This window comes from Phaeodactylibacter xiamenensis (assembly GCF_965229835.1).
Classification (GTDB): Bacteria; Bacteroidota; Bacteroidia; order Chitinophagales; family Saprospiraceae; genus Phaeodactylibacter; species Phaeodactylibacter xiamenensis.
On sequence record NZ_OZ245931.1, the window covers coordinates 3,687,625 to 3,708,256 of the forward strand.

13 protein-coding genes are annotated in these 20,632 nt (G+C 50.7%); 7 read left to right on the forward strand and 6 right to left on the reverse strand.

The window, feature by feature from the left end:
• Positions 1–54: 54 nt before the first annotated feature.
• Positions 55–1,608 carry a T9SS type A sorting domain-containing protein gene (locus ACO08I_RS13820; RefSeq protein ID WP_421949609.1) on the reverse strand — a complete coding sequence of 518 codons (1,554 nt, stop codon included), beginning with the start codon at positions 1,606–1,608 and terminating at the stop codon, positions 55–57.
• 169 nt (positions 1,609–1,777) lie between these two features.
• Between ACO08I_RS13820 and ACO08I_RS13825 the strand changes: the two genes are divergently transcribed.
• Positions 1,778–3,229, forward strand: a complete 1,452-nt coding sequence (locus ACO08I_RS13825; RefSeq protein WP_421949610.1) for a hypothetical protein — start codon at positions 1,778–1,780, stop codon at positions 3,227–3,229.
• Positions 3,230–3,232: 3 nt separating this feature from the next.
• Here ACO08I_RS13825 and ACO08I_RS13830 read toward each other — a convergent pair whose 3' ends face one another.
• Both ACO08I_RS13830 and ACO08I_RS13835 read right to left on the reverse strand, forming a co-directional pair.
• Positions 3,233–4,456, reverse strand: a complete 1,224-nt coding sequence (locus ACO08I_RS13830) for an MFS transporter (protein ID WP_421949611.1) — start codon at positions 4,454–4,456, stop codon at positions 3,233–3,235.
• Between the two features lie 71 nt (positions 4,457–4,527).
• Positions 4,528–5,745, reverse strand: a complete 1,218-nt coding sequence (locus ACO08I_RS13835) for an HD domain-containing protein (protein WP_421949612.1) — start codon at positions 5,743–5,745, stop codon at positions 4,528–4,530.
• A gap of 209 nt (positions 5,746–5,954) precedes the next feature.
• Here ACO08I_RS13835 and ACO08I_RS13840 point away from each other — a divergent pair, with 209 nt between their 5' ends.
• The gene (locus tag ACO08I_RS13840; protein ID WP_421949613.1) at positions 5,955–7,508 is read left to right on the forward strand and encodes a response regulator; all 1,554 of its coding nucleotides are present in this window, start codon (positions 5,955–5,957) and stop codon (positions 7,506–7,508) included.
• Here ACO08I_RS13840 and ACO08I_RS13845 read toward each other — a convergent pair whose 3' ends face one another.
• Positions 7,509–11,078 carry a hypothetical protein gene (locus tag ACO08I_RS13845; protein WP_421949614.1) on the reverse strand — a complete coding sequence of 1,190 codons (3,570 nt, stop codon included), beginning with the start codon at positions 11,076–11,078 and terminating at the stop codon, positions 7,509–7,511. It lies immediately after the preceding gene.
• Positions 11,079–11,739: 661 nt separating this feature from the next.
• Here ACO08I_RS13845 and ACO08I_RS13850 point away from each other — a divergent pair.
• The 5 genes from ACO08I_RS13850 (at position 11,740) to ACO08I_RS13870 (ending at position 17,801) form a co-directional block, all read left to right on the forward strand.
• On the forward strand, positions 11,740–14,634 hold the full coding sequence (locus ACO08I_RS13850) for a peroxidase family protein (protein WP_282778200.1): 2,895 nt from the start codon (positions 11,740–11,742) through the stop codon (positions 14,632–14,634).
• Positions 14,635–14,977: 343 nt separating this feature from the next.
• A complete protein-coding gene (locus ACO08I_RS13855) occupies positions 14,978–15,310 on the forward strand; it encodes a DNA methyltransferase (protein ID WP_421949615.1) in 333 nt (110 codons plus the stop codon).
• A gap of 238 nt (positions 15,311–15,548) precedes the next feature.
• Positions 15,549–16,835, forward strand: a complete 1,287-nt coding sequence (locus ACO08I_RS13860; protein WP_421949616.1) for a hypothetical protein — start codon at positions 15,549–15,551, stop codon at positions 16,833–16,835.
• A complete protein-coding gene (locus ACO08I_RS13865) occupies positions 16,825–17,394 on the forward strand; it encodes a hypothetical protein (protein WP_421949617.1) in 570 nt (189 codons plus the stop codon). The genes ACO08I_RS13860 and ACO08I_RS13865 overlap by 11 nt, the downstream gene beginning before the upstream one ends.
• Positions 17,395–17,396: 2 nt before the next feature.
• A complete protein-coding gene (locus ACO08I_RS13870) occupies positions 17,397–17,801 on the forward strand; it encodes a HipA N-terminal domain-containing protein (protein WP_421949618.1) in 405 nt (134 codons plus the stop codon).
• Positions 17,802–17,805: 4 nt separating this feature from the next.
• Here the strand turns inward: ACO08I_RS13870 and ACO08I_RS13875 are convergent, their stop codons facing one another.
• On the reverse strand, positions 17,806–19,671 hold the full coding sequence (locus tag ACO08I_RS13875; RefSeq protein ID WP_421949619.1) for a glycoside hydrolase family 13 protein: 1,866 nt from the start codon (positions 19,669–19,671) through the stop codon (positions 17,806–17,808).
• 40 nt (positions 19,672–19,711) lie between these two features.
• Entirely contained in the window at positions 19,712–20,596 is an 885-nt protein-coding gene (locus ACO08I_RS13880; protein ID WP_421949620.1) for an alpha/beta hydrolase, read from the reverse strand.
• Positions 20,597–20,632 lie beyond the last annotated feature (36 nt).

A 20,632-nucleotide genomic window follows, 5' to 3' on the forward strand; every position in this document is an offset into this window, starting at 1 on the left:
GCCGCAAAGATAGAAAATCCTTTGAAGGCAAAGAAACTGCGCTGCGGCCTATTTTCAGGGTGTGTGCAGCACCCGGCAGACCAGAATACGGCCATCATCCAGCCTCGCCCGGAGCAGGAACAGCCCAGCCCCCAAATGGCTGAGATCCACATAAGGCAATTCCGGCACAGCAGGGGATGCCCAAACCAGCCTGCCCTGAGCATCCAATACTTCCAGCGTGGTGCCATGGCTACCCTGTGGCAGCTGAAGGTAGACCTTGCCGGTGGTAGGGTTCGGGAAAACTTCCAACTTGCCGGCAGGGCCAGACAGGGCTTCGTTATTGGCCAGCGTCTGATCGTAGATTACCAGCGTATCCCCACCGGGCAAATCATAATCCAGCGTATCGCCCGCTGCATCGATGAGGTACACGCCGTTTACCTGAGTCGGGAACGGGGTTTCCGGCACGGAGCGCCCCATGATAATATCGGCACTAACGATGAAATTCACCGTGGCCAGACGGCTATAGCCACTACTCCCCGGTCCACTCTTCTGACTCCAGGCCAGATCGTACCGCCCCTGCCCAAACTCCACAAGGTCGCGCCGAACGGTCAACAGATCTTCGGAATGCCCAAGGAAGGCATCGTCATTATAGTCCACCGTGATGGAATGCGGTACAGTGAGCCCGATTGGATAATCAAAGTTCAAACTGATGCTATGGAGGTTTTCTGCCAAATGATCCGCATCCCCTACATAAAGCCCTGCACTAAAGGAGAAGTACTCCGGTGTATTGTTGTCAATAGTGAAGCTTTCCTGATCAAACTCCAGATAGACCGGTACAGCCCCAGGGGTAGGGACGCTGACCACGGCATTATCGGGCATATAGTTAAAGTTGATTGCGTCGACGTCCCATTCATCAATAAAGCCATCCCCGTCACAGTCCAGGTGCTTGAAATCCACTGCACCAGCGTACTCCTGCCAGTCGTCGCTGAAGTTGGGCGCCCAGGCAATAGGGTTGTCGGGATCAGGGAAGACCGTCCGCTCGGGACCGGCACTACCGTAGCCCAGTCCGATATTGACCAGGTCATAAATATTAGGCAGGCGGTCGCCGTTTGCGTCACCAGGCCATACGCAATCGGTCTGTGCGCAGAGGTCATTTGGGGAGTCTGCATAGATAGCCTCACAGTAAGTGTCCGTACAGCCATCGGCCGTCCAAATTGTCAGGCAAACGGTCGCCGTATCGCCGGGCAGTTCAAGGAAGGCACTGTTGCCCATTGGGAAGTTCGAAGGATCGACAACACCATTAATGGTCACTATGGCGCTATCGAAAGCCGTTGAAGTATTGAACAGGTAAGCATTAGCGTCAGATACAAAACTAAACAGGAAGCTGGCCTGACAGGAAGGCGGCGGACAGGCACCGGGCATCCAGGAAGTCACCCCATGCCAGGTCTCTGCCACGCATGAATTGATGTAGGTCTGCCCATCGCATCCACAAACCGGATCTGCTATTGTGGGGCAGATGATGGTTTCGTCGATTAGCTGGGGATCTATACAATCTTCCTGTGCAAAAAGGTAGCCACCGGTAAAAAAGATAAATCCCCCCAAGATCAAGCCAAAACGTAAAAGTTGCATGTGTATCGTTTTATGTAGACCATCCATATTCCAAAAATGCACTTAAATCCACTTGTACTAAAGGACAAAAATCGTATTTTGTCATCTGATTAACCAGACATCAAAAACACAATACCCTGATTTAAAACAACTTAACAAGCCCGGGTATTAAAATTTGTTCGCCCCAAATATGATAAGCCCAAAGCTCATCTCCTTTCTTTCCACTTTTTCTGCCAGAGACCGGCTGCAATTTGAGCGTTTTCTGAGCTCTCCTTACTTTAATGAAAGCGAGACTTTGCTTTTGCTTTTCCGATACCTCAATGGACATTTAGACGACAGCAGGAGGCACGTGCTCCAACGGGACAAACAATTAGAAAAAAAGGTTGTTTGGAAAAGTTTGTATGGAAAGGCGCCTTACAAGGACGGGACCCTGAGGCGAATCTGCTCGGAGCTATTGCAGCTGGCCTACCGTTTTATCTACATCAACACCTGCGCCTCTAAAGAGAAGGAAGAGGTTTTGAAGGCCCTGAAAACGGTGGTGGAGCCCCATCAGGACAAGCATTTCCGGGGGCTCTCCCGAAAATTCAACACCCTTCAGCAAAACGCTGAACGGCCGGAGCAGGACCACTACCGCCAACTTTACGATTACCACCTGGCCTGCCATCAGCAACTCGAAGCCCGTGCCGAAAAACAGACCGATTTTTCCCATCTGGAGCAAGCCGACTACTACCTGAACTGCTCCTACTACCTGCATAAGCTCCGGCATTACTGCGATGCGCTGGGCTATGGTTTGTTTTCTGCACAAAAACCGGACATCCGGCTCCCTGGCCACCTTTTTCAGGAAATGGAGCAGGGAAGTTATGCCGAGAAGGAGCCCTGGCTGCGTGCCTACCTTCTTGTTGCCCGGCTCTTTGAGGCTGAAGATGGGGAGGAGTTGTTTCATCAGCTCAAATCTGCTTTTTTTGAGCATATTGTCCAACAGGTCCCCGAGCCTGATGCCAACGCCCTATGCATCCACCTGAGCAACTACTGCATCATCAAAAAGATCAATGCCGGAGAAGCCCGGTTTTTCAACGAGCTGTTTGATGTCTACCGTCAGGCGATCGAAGCGGGCCTGCTGATGAAAAACGGAGTACTCAGCTATCAGGACTACAAAAACATCATCACGGTTGGGCTGCATATCAAAGAGCTGGACTGGGTGGAATACTTCATTCAGAATTACACTGAAAAGCTGCCCGAAGAGCACCAGCGTAATGCACTGACATACAACCTCGCGAAAGTCTATTTCCATCAGGAAAAGTACGATGAGGTCATTGCCCAATTGCGGGAAGTGGAGTACGAGTCTATCGTCTATACCCTGGGCAGTAAGCTATTGCTGTTGCTGACCTATTTTGAGATGGGTGAGTTTCTGGCCCTGGACTCTCTGCTCGACAGCTTCCGCATTTACCTTCGGCGTAACCGGGAAATCGCCCGCGATGTCAAGGAACAGTACGTGAACGTTATCCGGTTTACCCGCCGGCTGTCGAGGGTCGATCCCGGCGACGACAAGGCGTTGGACAAAATCGAGCAGCAGGTTCAGGCTTGTGACGCCCTCGCCTCCCGGCAGTGGCTGCAGGAAAAAATTACAGAAATGCGGAATTGATCACTACTCTACTGCCTTCAAACGCCAGGCCAGGGCTACTGCGAGCAAACTCATCACAATGGCGATATAGCCAACGTACTCATAATCAACAAGCGAACCATCTGCATTTTCCTGCACAATCAGGCCCGCCACAAAAGAAGACAGCCCCATTGCCATTTGATTGATGGACGTGCGCACACTCATGAAACTGCCGCGGCTCTCAGGCCGCACTACTGAAGTCACCATCGTAGTAGCCGGCACATTCCGGCCGCTGGCCACCACAAAGAAGCTGGACGTCACGCACAAGGCCAACGCGATGGACGCCGTATCAAGATTGGTAATGGCATAAATGGACGCCAACGCGCCTAAACTGGCAAAGGTGAACACGCGCGCATGCCCAAACCGGTCTGCCAGCCGCCCGAAGAACGGCAACAGAAATATAGTGAGCGCCCCGCCAACCGCATAAATATAGGTCACCTGATGGTCCGAAAAGCCGATATTGAGCTGCATATACGGGGCAATGAAAGGGATAATGGTGAAGTGCCCCAGCATCAGGATAGTGGTAAACAACAGCGCCATTCGCTGGTTGCCATCTTTGAAGATATTGCCCATCACGCGGAAAGGGTTGCGCTGTATACCCTCTCCCTGCAGGTGCCGGTTGAGTGCCGGAATGAAGAAGAAGATCAGGACCAGGACGACCGCAGCAATACCGCCAATCACGAAGAAGGTGGCCCTCCAGCTAAAAGATGCTGCCAGGTAAAGCCCCGCCGGCACGCCCACAACGGAGGCGGCAGAAAAAGCGGTCATTACAACGCCCATCGCCTGCCCGCGCCGCTTGAGCGGAACAGCATCGCCAATAATAGAAAGGACCAGAGCGGAAAGCACACCACCAAAAGCGCCGGTGATGCTCCGTGCTGCCAGAAAAATGTAGTAATCATTGGCCAGCCCGCAGGCAAACGTCCCCAGCGTAAAGCCCAAATAAGTAAAAGCGAGTGCCTTTTTCCGGTCAAACCGGTCGATATACATAGCACTCAGAAAACCTACTGCGAAGGCACTCAGCGCGTAGGCAGATACGATCACACTGAACTGCTGCGGGCTAATATCAAACAGCTGCATAAACTGCTTGCCCAGCGGCATGATGATCATGAAGTCGATAATATGAGTGAATTGCACCATCGCCAGAAGAAAAAGCAGCAGCTTCTCGTTCATGACGGGTGTTTCGGGGGCATTCAGTGCAGTTTTGACCATTTTTTAGCAGCTTTCGAGTTCCAACACAAACCCTTAACGGCAGGCAATAGTTGCACCGGGGCTGCTAAAGATCAGAACTTAATCTTGGGGTAACAGATATAGTATTTGCGCACGGCTTTGGATTGTATATCGTAGTCGGTGCTTTCTGACATGGGGCACACCTGCCCGTTTTTGCGCAGGATCTTAATCTCGTCTTTACTTTTGCGATATGCCGCATTGGCTTCTGCTCCCTGTATAAAAAGGTATTCCAACGCACGGGAGTCCAGCTCACTCCAGTCCAGCACCGCCTGTTTCACCCGCTCCAGATAAGCAGCATCAAAGGGCTCGTAACTGAACTCCAGCCGGAAAAGACGGCGATTGATAAGGCACTGCGACAGGTAAGCCAGCACCTTGTCTGAATGATGCTGCCAGTATTTGAAGGCCGTCATCACATCGTAATCGTCCAGGGCCGCAAAGCGTTGGAGCAGGGCACTGCGGTTCTCTTCAAAATCGGCAGCAGTGGGGGCGCCGTTGAGGAAAAAGCTTAGGGCCGGAGGGGCTTCCACCATTTCACCTTGTTTCACCAGGTCTTTGGCGCGTTTCAGTGCAACGATCATCATTTGCTCGGCTGAGAGTACCGTTTTGTGCAGGTATACCTGCCAGTACATGATGCGGCGGGCGATGAGGAATTTCTCAATGGAGTAAATGCCTTTTTCCTCCACCACCAGCTCACCGTCCCGCACTGCCAGCATCTTAATAATGCGGTCGTACCCGATCACGCCCTCATGCACCCCGGTAAAAAAGCTGTCCCGGTTGAGGTAGTCCATGCGGTCCATATCTAATTGGCCGGAAACCAGCTGATGCAGAAAGTGCTTCGGGTATTCATCTCTGAAAATGGACATCGCCAGCTCCAGCCGGCCGCCAAAGGCTTCATTCAGCTCTTCCATAAAGTAGAGCGACAGGTCTTCGTGCGTGACCTGCATGAGGGTATGCTCAAGGGTGTGGGAAAAAGGGCCGTGCCCGATATCGTGGAGCAAAATAGCGATGCAAACGCCCTCGGCTTCTTCCTGCGTGATGTCCACATCTTTGGAGCGCAGCACTTCTATAGCCTGCTGCATCAGGTGCAAAGCGCCCAGAGCATGATGGAAGCGGGTGTGCAAGGCCCCCGGATAAACCAAGTGCGTAAGGCTCGTCTGCTTGATGCGCCTCAATCGCTGAAAGTAGGGGTGCTCTACCAGGTTGAAGATGATGCCGTAGGGAATCCCAACGAAGCCATAGACCGGGTCGTTGAGGATTTTTTTGTTCTTCATTTGAAGTCTTTCTGCTGTTTGTCAGGTGAAACGGCTGGTTTTGGATAAAGTTAATATTTTAAACCCACTCCGGGGAAAGACTGCGCCAATCAGTGCCCTTTTTCCGAATAACATCCGTTAGCAGATAATAAACCCACCGCCATACAACGTTTTCCTTAAATATGCGCTTATTACAATAGACCAAGGCGAGAAACAGTCAAAAAAGCAATATGGAAAACATCACCATTCTCTGGGCAGATGACGAAATCGATCTGCTCAAACCTCAGCTTATGTTTTTGGAAAAGAAAGGCTATGAGGTCATTACCGTTACCAACGGGTACGACGCGCTGGAAGAGTGCGATGAACGCAATGACATCGACGTTGTCTTTCTGGACGAAAGCATGCCGGGCATTACCGGGCTGGAAACCCTCTCAAAGATCAAAGCGAAACGGCAGCACCTGCCCGTCGTGATGATTACCAAAAACGAGGCAGAGAATGTGATGGAGGAAGCCCTCGGTGCACAGATTACCGACTACCTCATCAAGCCGGTCAACCCCAATCAAATCCTGCTGACCCTCAAGAAAATTGTGGACAATAAACGCCTGGTGCGGGAGAAAACCTCGTCCGATTACCAACAGGAGTTCCGGCAGATTTTCATGGAAATCAACAGCGGGCTCAATTATGAAGAGTGGGTCGACATCTACCGCAAGATCATCAACTGGGAGATCAAGCTTGACGAATCCAATTCAAGTGGCATGTGGGACATCCTCTCTGATCAGAAGAGCGAAGCCAATGCGGCCTTCTCCAAATACATTGAAAAGAACTACCTGAGCTGGATCCGCGACAAGGACGGCCCGGTGATGTCCAACGACCTGCTTCGGTCTAAGGTCTTTCCAAAAATGGACAGCGATGCCCCTACCATTTTGCTGCTGCTAGACAACCTGCGCTACGATCAGTGGCGAATGCTGGAGCCTATCTTCAACGAATTTTACCGCACCGAAGAGGAAGACTACTTCTACAGCATCCTCCCCACCTCCACGCAGTACAGCCGCAATGCGATCTTTGCCGGGCTCATGCCTTCAGAAATTGAGCAATACTACCCTACCTGGTGGAAAAATGATATTGATGAGGGCGGTAAAAACTTGCATGAGCACGACTTTCTCAGAGAGCTGATCGGGCGCACTATCCGCAAAGAGATCAAGTTCGATTACGTCAAGGTCACCAATGCCAATCACGCCAAACAGCTCAACGACAATATCCTCAACCACCTGAATAACGACTTCACGGTCATCGTCTACAACTTCATTGACATGCTGTCCCACGCTCGTACGGAGATGGAGGTCCTCAAGGAACTTGCGGGTGATGAGAAGGCCTATCGTTCGCTCACCCGCTCCTGGTTCCGCAACTCCCAACTGTGGGAAGCCCTGCAGCAGGCTGCTGAAAAAGGGGCGCAGCTTTTCGTGACTACTGACCATGGCACCATCCGGGTCAAAACGCCGAGCCGGGTGATCGGCGACCGGGACACCACCACCAACCTTCGCTACAAAGTGGGCAAAAACCTGCAGTACGACCGTAAGGATGTCCTCGATGTGCGTGACCCCAAACACGCCAAGCTTCCGCGGCCGAACGTTAGCTCTACCTTCATTTTTGCAAAGGAGGACAAGTATTTCCTCTACCCCAACAACTACAATTACTACAACAACTACTACCGCAATACTTTTCAGCACGGCGGCATCAGCCTGGAGGAGATCATCTGCCCGGTGGTGAGGATGAGCCCGCGGTAATCAGAAGTTGGCCGCCACCTGAGCCCGGCCGGTGTGGACAACATTCGCCTCCCCTGTCTTCCGCCCTTCGTAGCTCAGGCGGAGCTGGATGTTTTTGGCCAGCTGCTGGTCAAGAGTCAGGCTCCAAAGGAAATTGCGCCCATCCTGCAGGCCATTGAGAATGGCAAAACCCACCGGAGAATTTGCCGGTCCGTCAAAATCCACAGCGACCAGAGAGGTACGGAGCTGAATGGACGTCTGAGTGGATTGATTGTACCGGGCTTCTGCCTCAAAGCTGTGCCGCTGGGCAAAGGCATTCCCATCCGGTAGCTGGTCATCATCCTGACGGAACTCATACGACAGGGTGGCCCGAAAAGCCCGGGAAGGGATCAGCGTCACTTCAGGCCCCGCCTCGTAGTAGCGGATATCAAAATCCTTATTATTGAAAAACTCAGAGTCATTGGTGCGCCGCCCCTGCGACAAGGCAAATTCCGTACTCACTGCCTTTGAGATGTTCCAGCGGCCCCGCAAGTACTGCTCGCTGTTGCGGCGGCTTTCGAAGCCGGAAGTCTGTACGAACTTATTCCGCACATCGCTCATGCCCACCTGCAAATCGTAAGTGGGGTCCGCCTGATTGAAAAAAAGTACGTTTCGGATATTTGAGGTAACCGCCACCAGGGCCGTATCCGCTACATCCAGCTGAAACGGGTTCCAGGCCGCCACGCTTTCCGTGGCCTGAGTTTTCCGGTTGATGGTTAGGTTGGACAGCGTGGAAAAGCGGGCCAGCGTAGCCTTCCAGCCCTCCTCGTTGTACCACACGGCTTTGGGGGTAATGCGCAGGCTTTGGTTCAGGCGCACATCATCGGTGCGGATAAACTCATCCGTCACTGCCGTTACCCGCACATAATCGGCCAGGTCCTGAAAGGGGGCAATTTCCATTTCATTTTGCTGAATGACACCATCATTATTATAGAGTGAATCCAGCCAGATGTAGGTGCCCTCGCCCGGCCGCACTTTCACGTAGGTAAATTCCACCTTGGCTTCCTGCCCGGAACCAATCTCATAGGTATTGGACGATTGCACCACACCCTTCAGGATGGTAAAGTTAAGGTCGCCCCGCCCCAGGAAAGTTTCCCCGGCTTCCTGATTGGTCGTTTCCGGTCGGCTGATGCCCAGGCGGCGGTAGGTGAAATTGCCGGCCAGCTGCAGCCGGTTTCGGGATTTTTGGTAGCGCCACTTACCATTGATATTCGCCTCGCTTGCCCGGGCGCTTTGCAAAAAGCGCTCCCCTACCGGCGCGTAATCAATACGCTCGCTAAAGCTGCTGCCCCACTGCCAGTTGTCCTGCTCCGGGGACTCCAGGAAAAAGCGGTAGCGATTGTAGTAAAAACTACTGGCCTCAAGGGTATCAGCACCGGCGGTGAATCTTGCATTGCGCTCCTGCTCACCGTATGCCCCCAGGCGGGTCCGCCCCAGCCAGGGTATCGCGTAGGCGATAGTGCCACGTGGGCGCCGGAATCGTGTGCTTTGTTCAGTGCTCTCCGTGCTGAGCAGGCTGCCATCCAGTTCCACCTGCCAGTCTTCGAGCTGTTCCCGCACTTGAAATCGGTGCTGCCATCCCTGATAGAGGGTGTCTCTGCGAAAGCCGCTCAGTTCGTAGCTCAGCTCCCCAACACCTCGCTTGCGCAGGTCAATGCCACCTCTTCCAATTTGCTCTTCAGCTTCCGGCACACTGCCCTGCCCCTGTACATTTGCCAGGCTCCAGTCTCGAAGGAATTCCGGGTTGCGGTAGGGATTGAGGGGTTCGAAATTGGCCTGCACCCATTCGTAGCTCAACCGGGCATCCAGCTGCCATCCGCTGCTATCGCCCCCCGGGAGCAACCGGTGCTGCAACTCGGTGTAGGCTGAAAAACCCAGGTCATCTTCGCTGTCCAGGTCCGAAAAGCGGTTGAGGTCATTGCGGCTCATACCTACCTCTGCCATTACCCTGGTGTGCTCAGAAAAATCATAGCTGCCTCCCAGGGTGTAGAGCTGCTGCTGCCGGGGGGGCGTCAGCTGAATTACCGGCGCAAAGTCCCCGGCAGGCTGACAATTCTCATCCAGCCCCACCCAACGATAGACGCGCTCATTGGCAGGCTGACTGGCATCAAGGACGTACTGCCCGTTACCCTGCCCCACAAAGGAAAAGCGGGCGGTAAACAGGCTGTCCTGTGGCTCGGTGGTAAAAACAAGGTATTGTACCAGCGTATCCTGCAGCCCGCAGCTGATCAGGGTATCGATCTGCCGGTAAGCCACCCGTGACGGAGAGAACTCCCCCAGTGTATCCAGGCTTGGCAGCAAAGCTCCACCCTCCCGATCGCCCGCCTCACTGAGCAAGCGTTTGTCCTCATCGGTAAGCTGCAATTCCCCGGTTGCATTTCTGCTGTCCTGCTGATTGAAGAGGTTGAAATTGAGTTTAAAACGGTCTTTTTCGTAGGTAGAGCCTACAGCGTAAAGGGAGCGCACATAGTTTTGGTCGGCGTATTCAAACTCCACCACAATCCGGCTGTCCTTGGTAATCAGGCGCTTGTTGGTGAAGGTGAGCTCGCCCCGGTTGTAATCGATGATGTAGTCTTCCTCCAGCCCCCGCACCAATAGTTCGCCATCCAGGAAGACCCGCTCTGTACCGGAAAGGACAATGATAAAACGCTCCCCTTCCCCACCCCGGAGTTTGTAGGGCCCCTGATTGCCTTCAATAGCATCAATAAAATTGCGGGTAAACTGCCCCCGGCTGATGGCCACACTCGCTTGTGACGATAACCGTCCGCCATTTTCAAAGGTGGAGACGTTGGAAAAAGTCGCGCCCTGCAGTTTTTTGAAATAATTCATAAAATAGCTGTCCGGCCGCTGCAATTCATAGTCTCCAGCTGTGAGCTGATTCTGCCCTTTGCGCAACTGAATAAAAATGCGGTCAAACTCCCGGAGCTGCTGCGTGTTGCCTTCCGGCTGAATGGGGATGTTCTCGTCTGTAATAGCCGCCACGATCTCCACCCCGTCGCCAAGTTCGCCCGCGAGTTGCAGGTTGAAACTGGAGTTGAGGACCAGGTCCTGATTGTTGCCGAAGGAAATGCCCCGGGTGAAGTTGCCGTTGTAGTTGAGCCCCCGGAAGTCGAGTAGCTGCTCATCGCGCTCGTAGGGATTGTACGCCAGACCGATGCCTCCGTCATCCAGGGGCTTGGCCAGGCTGGTATCCAGGCGTTGCTGCTCCGCGCCCAGCGCAAAGGGCAGCACCCGGTAGGAAAGCTGCACTTTGGGGTACTGCAAAATTGAAGTATCAAACCTAATCTGCCGGTCCACCACCCTAAACCAGGCTTTGGGAAGCGGTTCCCCAAGCGTATCCATGGCCACAAGGCTGCCAGGCACGATGGTCAGCGAATCCGACCACGACAAGGAAGAGTTAGGCGTATATTCAATAGTGCGCAAATTGTTGGCGGGGGTATCCTGAGCAGACAGATTGGTAAACAGGAACAGGAACCAGCATAAGGCCATCGCCCGGCAGGCCATACTTCCCCATGCATCGATCCATTCCCATATCCTGACTGCCTTTGGCATGCGTGTTTACTTGCGTTGCGTTTCCCGAAATAACGAAATAAAAGCAGTTGGCGTACACCGCGGCGGAGGGGATGTCCGGGTAAAGTCAAAAACGAAAGGGCAACAAAAGCTGCCCTTTCTTCAAGAAATCACCCGACTGTTGTATGGCTATTGAGTGTAAGGCACTCTTGCCATACCACTCATTAGCCGTAGCGGTTGTTAAACCGATTTTGGTCAGGATTTATTCGCTAAGCAGGAAATTCGGTTGTGTAAATTAATACAATTTAACATTTCAGTGAAAAATCAGGGCAAAAAAGCCGCCGCTATCACAACAGAGTTGATCTAATTCTGTTTTTAACCAAATTCAGACATACAATCTGAAGGCAAGAGGTGGAAATATCTAAAATATTTAGTTATTTTCGCCTCAGATTGCAACAGTCTAAAAATCCCCCTCGTAAACTATATTGAATAAGCCTTAACAAGAGGCTAAATCAAAGTACAGCGTACAGAGCTTTGTTGCGTTGACTCGTCTGCATACCAAAACAAATAAGTCTGGTCATCTACCCAAAACAGGTTACAGCTCCCTTAAATTTTGGCAGTAACTGAAATTTTGTGTTATTGATTCATTGTTACTTTGACAGAGGTATAAGTCATAAATACCCATGAGCTAAACTATCGCACTATGCAAAGACGATCTTTACAATTAATGCTACTTGGAGTCCTGGTCTCAACGGCACTATTCGCGCAGCCGCTGAATGTAGACCTCTATCGGACCTACGATGGCTCCTTCAACAACCCGAACAATCCGGATTGGGGGCAGGCACACACTAATCTGCTTATTTCCGGTAATCAGGTGGCCTACGAAAACCTCATTGACGAACCTGCAGGGCCCAACCGGCCTAACCCACGGCGAGTCAGTAATTCGCTATTCTCTCAGGGAGCCCCCCTCTTTGACCCATTTGAACTGAGCGATTTTATCTGGGCTTTTGGCCAGTTTCTTGACCACGATTTTGGGCTCACCCCCGATGGTACAGAGCCAATGAACATCAGCGTACCTCAGGGCGACCCTATGTTTGACCCCTTCAACACCGGTCAGGCTATTATACCAATGGTCCGCAATGTATTTGATCCTTCCACCGGCACCAATACCTTCAACCCACGCCGCCATCCAAACGAAATCACTGCGTTTATTGATGGTTCCGGTGTTTACGGATCTGATGAATTCCGGGCGAACTGGTTGCGGAGCTTTGAAAAGGGCAAACTGAAGGTGTCTTCTGGCAACCTCCCACCTTTCAATACTTTCAACGGCGAATACGACGCTCCTATCGACCCGAACACGCCACATATGGACAACCCTGTTGGCCTGACAGAGAAAGTCTTTGTATGTGGTGACCCCCGTGCCGGCGAGAACCCATTGCTGCTCGCCTTCCATGCGCTCTTTGTAAGAGAGCACAACCGGCTGTGCGACGAACTGGCACAGGAGCATCCGGACTGGAACGATGAGCAGCTCTATCAGCATGCCCGCAAGCTGGTAGGCGGCTTGATTCAGTCCATCGTTTATGACGAATGGCTGCCTGCTATGGGCGTTCAACTGGAACCTTATCAGGGCTATGATGAAACCGTCCACCCACAGTTGTTCAATGTCTTCACCGCTGCTGCTTTCCGACTTGGGCATACCCTGCTCAACAGTCAGTTGCTGCGCGTAGATGAGAACGGCAATGAGATTCCTGAAGGCCATATGCTGCTTCGCGATGCCTTCTTCAATCCTTATCCCGTAATGGAGCTTGGACTGGAGCCTTTCTTCCAGGGTATGGGCGAACAGAAGATGCAGAACTTTGACTCCAAGGTAGTCGACGACGTCCGCAACTTCCTCTTTGGCCCTCCGGGCTCAGGCGGACTTGACCTCGTAGCCATCAATATACAGCGGGCCCGGGAGCGTGGCGTGGCCGACTTCAACACCATCCGCCAAAACTTTGGGCTCAATCGCTACTCTTTCTTCCAGCAGATCAACAACGATCAGGAAGTGTATGCACGGCTAATCGGCTTGTATGGGAATATTGATGAGCTCGACCCATGGGTCGGCATGCTGGCAGAAGAGCCTGCACCCGGGTCCATCCTTGGGCAAACACTCAATCGTGTTCTCCAGGTACAATTCACTAACCTGCGGGACGGAGACCGTTTTTATTACGAAAACGACCCCGTTCTAACCGATGCTGAAAAGGACTGGATCAAAAATACCACCCTGCACGATGTGCTGATGAAGAATACCACCATCAAGCTGATGCAGGACAAGGTGTTCGAAGCTATGAGCCACGATGAGATTTGTGACCACATGACTTCTGATATTACCGGCGAGGTAGTCACAGAGTCCGGCGAGGCTGTTCCTTCCGTGATGGTGAATGTCATCAACACCACCGGCCCGATGAACCTCATGACCAATGACGAAGGCCGCTTTGACTTCTGGGGCGTACCGGCATGTGATGTAACGATGATCGGCATGGAACGGGACGATGACCTCACCAACGGTGTGTCTACAGCGGACCTTATCCGTATTCAGCAGCACATCCTTGGTGTCATTAACCTGGACAGCCCGTACAAGCAAATTGCTGCAGACGTTAACCGTAGCGGCACCATTACAGTACTGGACCAAATTTACATCCGCCGGGTCATCCTGGGACAAGCTAACTTCTTCCCCAACAACTTCTCCTGGCGTTTTGTAGATGCCAAATATGAATTCCAGACGGACGAGCCGCAGGGGGAAGACTTCCCGGAAACCATTACAGTAGAGGATGTCCTCTCTGAAGATATGGCCCTGCAGTTCATTGCGGTTAAAGTTGCGGACGTTACCGGCGATGCCATTCCTAATGGTTTCCACTCCGGTGAAGTGGGTGAGCGTAGCCTGACTCTCTTCCAAATGCAAAATATGAAGCTTGAAGCCGGGCAGGTTTATGACATCCCGGTCACCTCAGCCGCTATTGCCAACCTGGAAGGCTACCAGTTCGGTTTCGACTTTGATACGGACATGCTGGACTTTCAGGGCATGAAACCAGGCAGCCTGACTAACCTGACCGAAGACCACTTTGGCATCTTCGAAGAGGAAGGTCAAATCACCAACAGCTGGGTTAAACCTTCAGGCTTTGAAGTAAAATCAGAGGAGCCTCTCTTCTTCCTCACCTTCCAGGCCAAGCGCCCGGTACAGTTGAGCGAAGCACTGGCACTGAGCGAGCAGAAGGTAAAGGCAGAAGCTTACAGTAATGGCTTGCAGGTATCTAACCTTGGCTTAGTATTTGAGCAAGGTGCCGGCGCTGATGCGAGCGGCTTTGCCCTGCAGCAGAACCAGCCCAACCCATTCCGGGAGTCCACCCTCATCAACTTCCGCATGCCGGAGGCTGGATGGGCACGGCTAACCGTAACGGACATCAGCGGCAAGGTCCTCCTGGTACAGGAAAATGACTACGATGCCGGCGAGCAGCAATGGCAGCTCAACCGCACCGACCTGAAAGGCAGCGGCGTCCTGTTCTACACCGTAGAAACCGCCAACGACCGCGCCACACAGCGCATGATTGTGGTGGATTAAAAGTCTACCTGCTAAAATAAAAAATGACAGGAGCGGATTCGCGTGGGCGGGTCCGCTTTTGTTGTTTTTAGGAGGAGTTAGAGAGCTGGAAAAACCACTCTGCAAATGGGTTTTAGCTCCAAATTGGGTCGCTTCCAATAGCTGTCAGGATCAGACCTATACCAAAGTGACTATAAAAAACCAACTTACCGTTCGCATTACAAGAGTCGGGCAACTTTCCCCTCCCTTGTCCTTAAGAAAAGGATAATAGTTTGCTATTTTACGCAATAATATATCTATACGCGCTTATGAATCATTTTCAAAAAAATCCGAGTGCGGCTAAAAAACGGGCAAAACCATCAAAGTGAGCAAAGACAAAAACGGCGTACAAAAGCGCGAGCCCCTCACCACCGAGTGGCACGACTGGATCGACTACTGGAGCGTGGACTTTGACTACGACAGCAAGAAAGAGATCATCCGCCTGCAAGCTGAGGACGCCACCGCAGAGGAGAAGTGGACGGGCAACTACATTTTCGAAAATGAGTGGCAGAGCTTCCGCACCAAGCAGGACCGGACGCTGGAATTCACTTCAGTGCCCCGCGTGTATGGAAAGCCTGGCAAGTATCGCATAATGGTAAAGGTGGTGGATATTTTGGGGGTGGATACTAGTCAGTTCTTGGAGGTGGAGGTGAAATAAAGACTAGTAGAGTTAGAATATTAATGTAGTTCACAAAAACCATGCTTTATTTGCTTTAAACAAAAAAGTTGATCTTTTTTGTAACCAAACATTGATAAACTCGTAAAAGCATTTAATTGCTTGGGGGCATTTTTATTAATCCGATCTAAATTTAGCAATCAACTTTTCCATTGATTACTACGACCTAGGCAGTAATCGCAATGTCGTTAATAGGGGTGATAAACATTCAAAACAAGTTATGAAAATAGATATTACTGACATCAACGCCGCTTTCTCTCCATCTATAGAAATTACTGATCCCAAAAAGTTTATAGGTAGGTATGAAGAAATTGAGTCTGCAATACTAAGCTTAACAACGGATGGTGCATTTATCTCAATTTTTGGCCTACGAGGAATTGGGAAATCATCTATTGCCAATCAAATTAAGTTAATTGCAGAGGGAGATAAAACTCTTCCCAAAAACCTTCACTTGGAATACCTACTCCCAAGAAAAGGGTTCAATTATATTGTCCATTTAGTAAGTTGTGATGAATTTGTAAAAGATATTCCTGCACTGATTAAAAGGATTCTATATGGAGATGATAAAAACTCATCTATTTTTCATCACAACAAGAATGGAGATAAACGTTTAGCCTCTTTCAAAGAAAAGAACAAAATAGCTGGCGGAGTGAATGGAGGTGTATTTAAAGGTGACGTTCATAGAGAAGATGAGAAAACTTTTGAAACTCATATTTCTGATGATTTGATTCAGCAATTTAGACTTGCACTTTCAACTACCCAAAAGGATAATCAAAAAAAGGATGGTCTCCTTATTTTAATTGATGAATTTGATATAATAAGTGATAAAACAGGATTTGCGTCATTGATAAAATCTTGTACTTCAAAATTTGTAAAATTTGGTATAGTTGGAATAGGTAGTAACGTTGAAGAATTAATCGAAAACCATTCATCAATTGGAAGGCAAATAACTAATATTCTGGTTAACCCAATGCCTTCTAATGAGTTAAGACAAATCATCAAAGTTGCTATTGACTCTCTAAAAGGGGCGATTATATTTGAAAAAGAAGTCGAAGAAGCTATGATCAAGGATTCTGAAGGCTTTCCATATTTCATTCACCTACTGGGCAAAGAATTACTTTTAGAGACTTTTAAAAAACAAAGGAAAATAGCAACTCTAGAAACATATGATCATATAAAAAAGCGATTAACAGAAGGGAAAATATCTATAACGCAAGAATTTAGATACTGCTCGCTATGTAGAACATCTTCTGAAACAGAGTTGATGTTAAAGCTTTTTGCATTAGCAGAACAGAACTACATCTTAATAGAAGACATATATGATCAAGCGAGAGAAATTTATGATCTTACTAAGCCATCACAATACATGGATACCTTGCTAAATAGCACTGAAATATCTCCTGTTCTGACTTTCTCTAGAGATAAAAGACATGTAAGATTTTCAGATCCAATATTCAAAATATATGCAAAAATAAGAAAGCCTCTACATAAAACACATGATATTTAAGATACTCACCCCCTCCCGAGCCCTCCTACTAAGCGTACTCTACGACTTGGTAAGCCAAGGCGAATACGTATCTGAATTTTCCAGCGAAAAAGTGTGTTACTTCCTTCAGCGATTTGGAGCACGGCAACACCTGAAATTGGAGTACCAGCCCTACTTTTACGGGCCTTACTCTGGAAAAGTCCGGTTTCTCCTGAATAAGCTGAATGGGAGTTACCTTATGGGCTACAGTGACATGAGCAAAAAACCTTTTGCCCCATTGACACTTATCGGAGAAGGCTATCAAGATGTTAAGGCCTACATGGAACAGGACGTAGCACTAACTGAAATCGCTGGAAAGACTAAGGCTTTTCTCAATGGTTATTACGCTGACTTCTCCCTTGAGTTGTTGTCTTCTGTAGATTTTATTGCCCAGGAACACGGTACACTTGAATTTGGTTTTATACAGGAAAAGCTCAATAGCTGGAATGACCGTAAGCGGAGCCTTTTCTCTAACCCTAACTATCTCAAGCAAACGATTGCTCACATTAGCCAACACAAGGAAGTATTATCAATTTCGTAACCATGATAGGGCTACTTAGTAAGCTGCGCAAACTATTCCAAAAGGACCAATCCACCGGTTCTAACCTCCACCTCCCCAAAGAGGAAGAGCAGCGCTTTACCCTATACTTAAAGGACTTGAAAGTAGGAGAACTGAGCTGTGAGAAAGGCGTATGGACCTTCGCCTACAGTGAGGACTTCAAAGCCCGGTCTGATGAATTCTATCCTATCGTAGGTTTCCCCGACCTGAACAAGGTCTATAAAAGTAAGTCTCTCTGGCCGTTCTTCCTGATCCGCATTCCTGGTTTAGGTCAGCCCCGTGTCCGGGAAATCATCAAAGCGGAGCACCTGGATATCAACAATGAAGCCCAACTGCTCCGCCGATTCGGCCGGAAAACCATCGCCAATCCTTACGAGCTAACCGTATAGGGGGTTACTCGATTTCCAGGATCATGGCTGACTTGCCTGGTACATTGATGGTTCCTGAAGTTTTGTAGGCCTTCCCGGTCATTACGTCTTTGCCCTGCGTGGTACCGCCCAGCATTTCTGCAAAGCGGTCGAGTTGCAGAGGCGTGGCGTCCTCGTTTTTATTGAGAATGGTCATGACCTTACTAGTGTCGGTGTAGCGGAAGGTGACGTAGAAGCCGCCATCCGGCACAAACTGCATGAGCTTGCCATGGTGGATCGCCTCGTTGGTTTTGCGCCAGTTGAGCAGCTTTTTGATGTAGGCCTTGGCTTCTTTTTGGTCTTCTGTCAGGCCTTTGCCGGTGAAACCGTTGACCTCATCGCCTGCCCAGCCGCCGGGGAAGTCGGTGCGGATGATACCGTGGTCGCCCGGATAGCCTTCATTGTCCATTAGTATCTCGGTGCCGTAGTACAGCTGAGGTGTACCGCGAAGGGTCAGAATGTAAGCAACGCCCATTTTGAAGAGGTCGAGGTCTTCGTTCACCTGCGTGTAGAAGCGATCCATATCGTGATTGTCCGGGAAGGTCACAAGGCTGTAGGGATCCGCGTAAAGGAAGTCCTGCGTCAGCATTTTATACAGCTCGATGAGCCCGCTGCCGTATTGCTTTTCCTCCTGTACCAGCCCCTGCGTAAGCGCAAACTGAATGGGAAAGTCCATCAGGCTAGGCAGGCAGGAGGTATAGTCATCGTGGTTGTCCTTGCCTTCCTGCCAGTAGGATACGATAGCCGGATTGGTCACCCATTCCTCGCCTACGGTGTTGAAATTGGGGTATTCAGCACGCAGGGCACAAGTCCATTCTGTCATAAAGTCTTTATCCGGATAAGGGTAGGTATCCATCCTGATGCCGGAAAGGCCGGAGTATTCAATCCACCAAATGGTATTCTGTATGAGGTAGGTGGCCAGCAGCGGATTGCGCTGATTGAGGTCCGGCATGGTTTCCACAAACCAGCCATCGGAGAACATGCGCTTGTCGTACTCCGAAGCGTGGATGTCCTGCACGGTATTCCGGCGGTGGGAGGTATTGACGTATTCCCCTCCGAAGTTGATCCAGTCATCCGTGGGCATATCCTTTACGAACCAATGCTCAGAGCCACAGTGGTTGAGGATCATATCCATGATGATCTTGATATCCTTATCTTTTGCCCGCTGAATGAGGTCGAGGTACTCTTCATTGCTGCCAAAGCGCTGATCCACTTTGTAGAAGTCCGTGGCTGCGTAGCCGTGGTAGGAGTAGTCAGGCATATCGTTTTCCAAAACCGGATTGAGCCAGATCGCCGTGAAGCCCATATCGTCAATATAATCCAGCTGATCGATGATGCCCTGAATGTCGCCCCCGTGGCGCCCGCCTTTGAAGTCGCGGTTGGGCTTTTCCATCATGCCCGCCACCGCATCGTTATCAGGGTTGCCGTTGGCGAAGCGGTCTGGAGTAATGAGGTACATGACATCTGCCGGCGTAAAACTCTCGCGCAGGGCAGATCCCGGTTCGCGTTCCCGCAGTTCATAATCGTAGGAGGCCACGACATCTTTGCCATCCAGCAGCTGCACCTGAAAAATGCCCGGCTCCACGCCCTCGGCCAGTTCCAGGTTGACAAAGAGGTAGTTGGGGTTTTGCACCCGCACCGTAGAGGTGATTTTCACACCCTTGTAGTCGCTCAGGGCAGCTTTGTATTGCGCCAGATTGTCTCCGTAGAGCAGGAGTTCGAGCTCAGGGTTATGCATACCAGCCCACCAGTTGGGCGGCTCTACGCGCTGCAGGGGAGATTGGGCGAAAAGAGCGGCACTCCAAAGAGTCAGGAGCGCCAGGATTGTCAGACGTTGCATGTAATCGGTCATTAGTTTGATTTTGGGAAAAATAGGCATTTTTTGCAGAATTTCACTCCTGAATAACACCACGCAGCCCCAAATGCACCCGCTCCCGCCAGTAGCGCTCGTTATGGTCGTGACCGGGGTAAGCCTGTGTCATCCAGTTTTGCCCCGCCTGATAGCCCTGCGCCTGCAGGATGGAGTCTACCTGTTGCTGATAGGGCGCATAGAATTGGTCCAGCCCTTCTGTGCCGTAGTCGAAGTACCAGCGCTTGCCTTTCGGCAAATGGGCGGCAAAGTAGTCAATGATGACCTGAGCTGCCTCCGGAGTGTCATCCTGCAGGGAAACCGGCCAATGCGTAGACAGGCAGAGGGCACCAGCAAAAACCTCCGGGTACTCGCACACCGCATACATAGATACCAGCCCTCCCATACTTGAGCCACCGATGTAGGTATGCCCCTTGCCTGGTTTGGTGCGGTAAGTGCGATCGACGTAAGGCTTCAGCTCCTGTGTGAGAAACTTCAGGTAAGCATCAGAAAAGGCGGTGCCGCCCACCCGCGCTTCAAGCAGGCTATCGAAGCGGGCCGCAGGCTTTTCAGGAAGGTACTCCTGAAAACGTTTTTCTCTGGCGTGGTTGACCCCAACGATAATGACTTCAGGCATTTGCCCTGCTGAGGAGAGGCTGTCTGTAGTGCGGTGGATCTGCCAGGCTGCACCACCGTAGGCCAGGCTGTCAAAGAAGAGGTTCTGCTGGTCCATCATGTAGAGCACCGGGTACTGCCGCAGCGTATCTGTGAAGTAGGAAGGAGGTAGGTACACCTGCCCGCTTTTCGGCCCGATAAACTCAGAGTCTTCATAAGTAAAAGGCTGAAAGCGGGACGGTTCAGCGGAAGGCTTCTCCTGCTGACAGCCCATAAAGAGAAGCATTAAAATAACAAAAGTCCAGTATCGCATTTTTCCACCAAGTTAACCAAGCTTACCATAAAAACG